Origin of the sequence: Corynebacterium sp. MSK073 (genome assembly GCF_030232085.1) — a bacterium.
Classification (GTDB): domain Bacteria; phylum Actinomycetota; class Actinomycetes; order Mycobacteriales; family Mycobacteriaceae; genus Corynebacterium.
The window spans coordinates 1-5266 of the sequence record NZ_JASPIY010000027.1; the positions used below are offsets into that span (position 1 = coordinate 1).

2 rRNA genes are annotated in these 5266 nt (G+C 52.8%); both read right to left on the reverse strand.

Features of this window, described 5'->3' with window-relative positions:
- Window positions 1-81: 81 nt before the first annotated feature.
- A 23S ribosomal RNA gene (locus tag QP970_RS11450) occupies window positions 82-3155 on the reverse strand.
- Between the two features lie 513 nt (window positions 3156-3668).
- Window positions 3669-5186 (reverse strand): 16S ribosomal RNA (locus QP970_RS11455).
- The 16S and 23S rRNA genes sit together here, the layout of an rRNA operon.
- Window positions 5187-5266 lie beyond the last annotated feature (80 nt).

Consider the following 5266-nt stretch of genomic DNA (forward strand, 5'->3'; position numbering starts at 1 on the left):
GAATGTGTACATTTTGTTTACTCGCTTCGAACAAGTCCACCCAACAATCATCCCCACACGTGGTGTTCGGGGGTTGTTGTGGTGTGTTTGTCTTGGTCAATTAGTACCAGTAGCCTTCACACCTTACAGTGCTTCCAAGTCTGGCCTATCTACCCCATAGTCTTTAGGGGACCTCAAAAGAAACCTCATCTTAAAACAGGCTTCCCGCTTAGATGCTTTCAGCGGTTATCCCTTCCGTACGTAGCCAACCAGCACTACCCCTGGCGGGATAACTGGCACACTAGAGGTACGTCCGTCCCGGTCCTCTCGTACTAGGGACAGCCTTCTTCAAGTTTCAACGCGCGCGGCGGATAGAGACCGAACTGTCTCACGACGTTCTGAACCCAGCTCGCGTGCCGCTTTAATGGGCGAACAGCCCAACCCTTGGGACCTACTCCAGCCCCAGGATGCGACGAGCCGACATCGAGGTGCCAAACCATCCCGTCGATATGGACTCTTGGGGAAGATCAGCCTGTTATCCCCGGGGTACCTTTTATCCGTTGAGCGACACCACATCCACAAGTAGGTGCCGGATCACTAGTCCCGACTTTCGTCCCTGCTCGACATGTCTGTCTCACAGTCAAGCTCCCTTGTGCACTTACACTCACCACCTGATTGCCAACCAGGCTGAGGGAACCTTTGGGCGCCTCCGTTACATTTTGGGAGGCAACCGCCCCAGTTAAACTACCCACCAGGCACTGTCCCCAACCCAGATCATGGGCCAAGGTTAGATGCTCAATCCGATCAGAGTGGTATTTCAACAACGACTCCACCACCACTAGCGTGATAGCTTCACAGTCTCCCACCTATCCTACACAAACCGAACCAAACACCAATACCAAGCTATAGTGAAGGTCCCGGGGTCTTTTCGTCCTGCCGCGCGTAACGAGCATCTTTACTCGTAATGCAATTTCACCGGGCCTGTGGTCGAGACAGCAGAGAAGTCGTTACGCCATTCGTGCAGGTCGGAACTTACCCGACAAGGAATTTCGCTACCTTAGGATGGTTATAGTTACCACCGCCGTTTACTGGGGCTTAAATTCTCAGCTTCGCAACAAAAAAGTCACTAACCGGTCCTCTTAACCTTCCAGCACCGGGCAGGCGTCAGTCCATATACATCAACTTAACGTCTTCGCATGGACCTGTGTTTTTGATAAACAGTCGCTTCCCTCTATTCTCTGCGACCCCACAACACTCCAACCGCAAGGGTCTTCACATCACAGGGCCCCCCTTCTCCCGAAGTTACGGGGGCATTTTGCCGAATTCCTTAACCACAGTTCACCCGAACGCCTTAGTATCTTCAACCTGACCACCTGTGTCGGTTTAGGGTACGGGCCATACACACACTCGCTAGAGGCTTTTCTCGACAGTACAGGATCACCACCATCAACCCCACTGGGTCTACGCATCACGCCTCAACCACATGTGTAGCGGATTTACCTACCACACGGCCTACACGCTTACACCACCAATCCACTAAGTGGCGCGGCTACCTCACTGCGTCACCCCATCACTTGAACCACACATCAGGCCCCACGACATCAACACCACCAACACTCAAAGAATGCTTAGTAGCGTATCCGCAGTGGTTAGTATCAGTGCTTTATCATGGGCGCACATGTACGGGTACCAGAATATCAACTGGTTATCCATCGACTACGCCTGTCGGCCTCGCCTTAGGTCCCGACTCACCCTGGGAAGACGAACTTGACCCAGGAACCCTTAGTCATCCGGCGGTAAGGATTCTCACCTTACAATTCGTTACTCATGCCTGCATTCTCACTCGCACACAGTCCACGCCTCCTCACGGTAACGCTTCCACCCATGCACGACGCTCCCCTACCCAAACAACGTAAGTTGCTTGCCGCGGCTTCGGCGGTGTACTTGAGCCCCACTACATTGTCGGCGCAGAACCACTCGACCAGTGAGCTATTACGCACTCTTTCAAGGATGGCTGCTTCTAAGCCAACCTCCTGGCTGTCTTCGCGATCCCACATCCTTTTCCACTTAGTACACCCTTAGGGGCCTTAACCGGCGATCTGGGCTGTTTCCCTCTCGACTATGAAGCTTATCCCCCACAGTCTCACTGCCGCACAACACAATTGATGGCATTCGGAGTTTGGCTGACATTGCTAAGATTGTAGTCCCGCTCAACCAACCAGTCGCTCTACCTCCACCAAGCTAATACGACGCTGCACCTAAATGCATTTCGGGGAGAACCAGCTATCACGGAGTTTGATTGGCCTTTCACCCCTACCCACAGCTCATCCCCGCAGTTTTCAACCTACGTGGGTTCGCGCCTCCACAACCTCTTACAGCTGCTTCACACTGGCCATGGGTAGATCACCCCGCTTCGGGTCCAGGACATGCCACTAAAACACCCCATTAGGATTCGGTTTCCCTACGACTACCCCACACGGGTTAACCTCGCGACATGCCGCTGACTCGCAGGCTCATTCTTCAAAAGGCACGCCATCACACAATAAAAAGTGCTCTGACGGATTGTAAGCACATGGTTTCAGGAACTATTTCACTCCCCTCCCGGGGTACTTTTCACCATTCCCTCACGGTACTATCCACTATCGGTCACACTGAGTATTTAGGCTTACCGGGTGGTCCCGGCAGATTCACAACAGATTCCACGAGCCCGTTGCTACTCGGGAACCCAACAACCCCCACATCATCATCTTCAGCTACAGGACTCTCACCTACTCCGGTAGATCATTCCAAACCACTTCACCTAACAACAATGCGAAAAAGGGCGTGCCACTGGTAGATGACACACAATCAGGCCCCACAACACCGCACACACAACCCCTACCAGGTATCACATGCACACGGTTTAGCCTCATCCACGTTCGTTCGCCACTACTAGCAGAATCATTATTATTTTCTCCTCCTACGGGTACTGAGATGTTTCACTTCCCCGCGTAACCCCCACAACAGCTATGAATTCACTGAAGGGTAACCCCACATAACCAGGGCCAGGTTTCCCCATTCGGACATCCTCGGATCAACGCTTTATTGACAACTCCCCGAGGCTTAACGCAGCCTTACACGTCCTTCATCGGCTCAGCATGCCAAGGCATCCACCATGCGCCCTCAATAACGAACACACCAACCACCACACACAAACCACACAACCAACAAAAAGCCATGCAGCCACATGCGGTAGCAACAAGTGAACTTGACAAAATAAACAAAAAAGAAAAATCACATTACACACACAAAACACCACCAACCACAAACGGCCGATGGCATCATGCAGATGCTCGCGTCCACTATACAGTTCTCACACAACACCCCAAACCAGCAACACACACCACCACAACAGATGGCATCCATCAACCAGTCAGGCACACAAAAAGGGGATAATGCCCCAGACACCCAACAATGCACCAACGTACAATCAACACTCATTTTTGCATGCATGGACACTTTTACGCATGTCACAAAGCACCATTCAAACACTTGATACTGTCGATTAAGGTGCATGTCCTACCCGGAATTTCCAAACAATCGGTGGCAGCAGAACACTCGCCTACTCAACCACCAACCCACACAAACTGTGTAGGCAACCCACAACTATGGGTCCTGGCTGCAACTGCAGCCTAATAAAAGCTCCTTAGAAAGGAGGTGATCCACCCGCACCTTCCGGTACGGGTACCTTGTTACGACTTCGTCCCAATCGCCGATCCCACCTTCGACGGCTCCCTAACACGTTTAGGCCACCGGCTTCGGGTGTTACCAACTTTCATGACGTGACGGGCGGTGTGTACAAGGCCCGGGAACGTATTCACCGCAGCATTGCTGATCTGCGATTACTAGCGACTCCGACTTCATGGGGTCGAGTTGCAGACCCCAATCCGAACTAAGACCGGCTTTCAGCGATTCGCTCCACCTCACAGTGTCGCAGCGCGTTGTACCGACCATTGTAGCATGTGTGAAGCCCTGGACATAAGGGGCATGATGATTTGACGTCATCCCCACCTTCCTCCGAGTTAACCCCGGCAGTCTCTCATGAGTCCCCAACCAAATGCTGGCAACATAAGACAAGGGTTGCGCTCGTTGCGGGACTTAACCCAACATCTCACGACACGAGCTGACGACAACCATGCACCACCTGTACACCAACCACAAAGGGACGAACTATCTCTAGCCCAATCTGATGTATGTCAAGCCCAGGTAAGGTTCTTCGCGTTGCATCGAATTAATCCACATGCTCCGCCGCTTGTGCGGGCCCCCGTCAATTCCTTTGAGTTTTAGCCTTGCGGCCGTACTCCCCAGGCGGGGCGCTTAATGCGTTAGCTACGGCACGAAAGTCGTAGAAAGACCCTCACACCTAGCGCCCACCGTTTACGGCATGGACTACCAGGGTATCTAATCCTGTTCGCTACCCATGCTTTCGCTCCTCAGCGTCAGTAACTGCCCAGTAACCTGCCTTCGCCATCGGTGTTCCTCCTGATATCTGCGCATTTCACCGCTACACCAGGAATTCCAGTTACCCCTACAGTACTCAAGTTATGCCCGTATCGCCTGCACGCCCGGAGTTAAGCCCCAGAATTTCACAGACGACGCGACAAACCACCTACGAGCTCTTTACGCCCAGTAATTCCGGACAACGCTCGCACCCTACGTATTACCGCGGCTGCTGGCACGTAGTTAGCCGGTGCTTCTTATCTAGGTACCGTCACACAAAGCTTCGTCCCTAGCGAAAGGAGTTTACAACCCGAAGGCCTTCATCCCCCACGCGGCGTCGCTGCATCAGGCTTGCGCCCATTGTGCAATATTCCCCACTGCTGCCTCCCGTAGGAGTCTGGGCCGTATCTCAGTCCCAATGTGGCCGTACACCCTCTCAGGCCGGCTACCCGTCGCCGCCTTGGTAGGCCATTACCCCACCAACAAGCTGATAGGCCGCGAGCTCATCCTACACCGAAAAAACTTTCCAACCACCACACTAAAGATGGCTCCTATCCGGTATTAGACCCAGTTTCCCAAGCTTATCCCGAAGTGCAGGGCAGATCACCCACGTGTTACTCACCCGTTCGCCACTCGAGTACCCTGCAAGCAGGGCCTTTCCGTTCGACTTGCATGTGTTAAGCACGCCGCCAGCGTTCGTCCTGAGCCAGGATCAAACTCTCCACAAAAAGAAAAATTTCAGAACAATAACCTGAAATAGGCCGTGAAAAGCCCAAACCTAACCAAAAGAACAAACCACCACAAACCA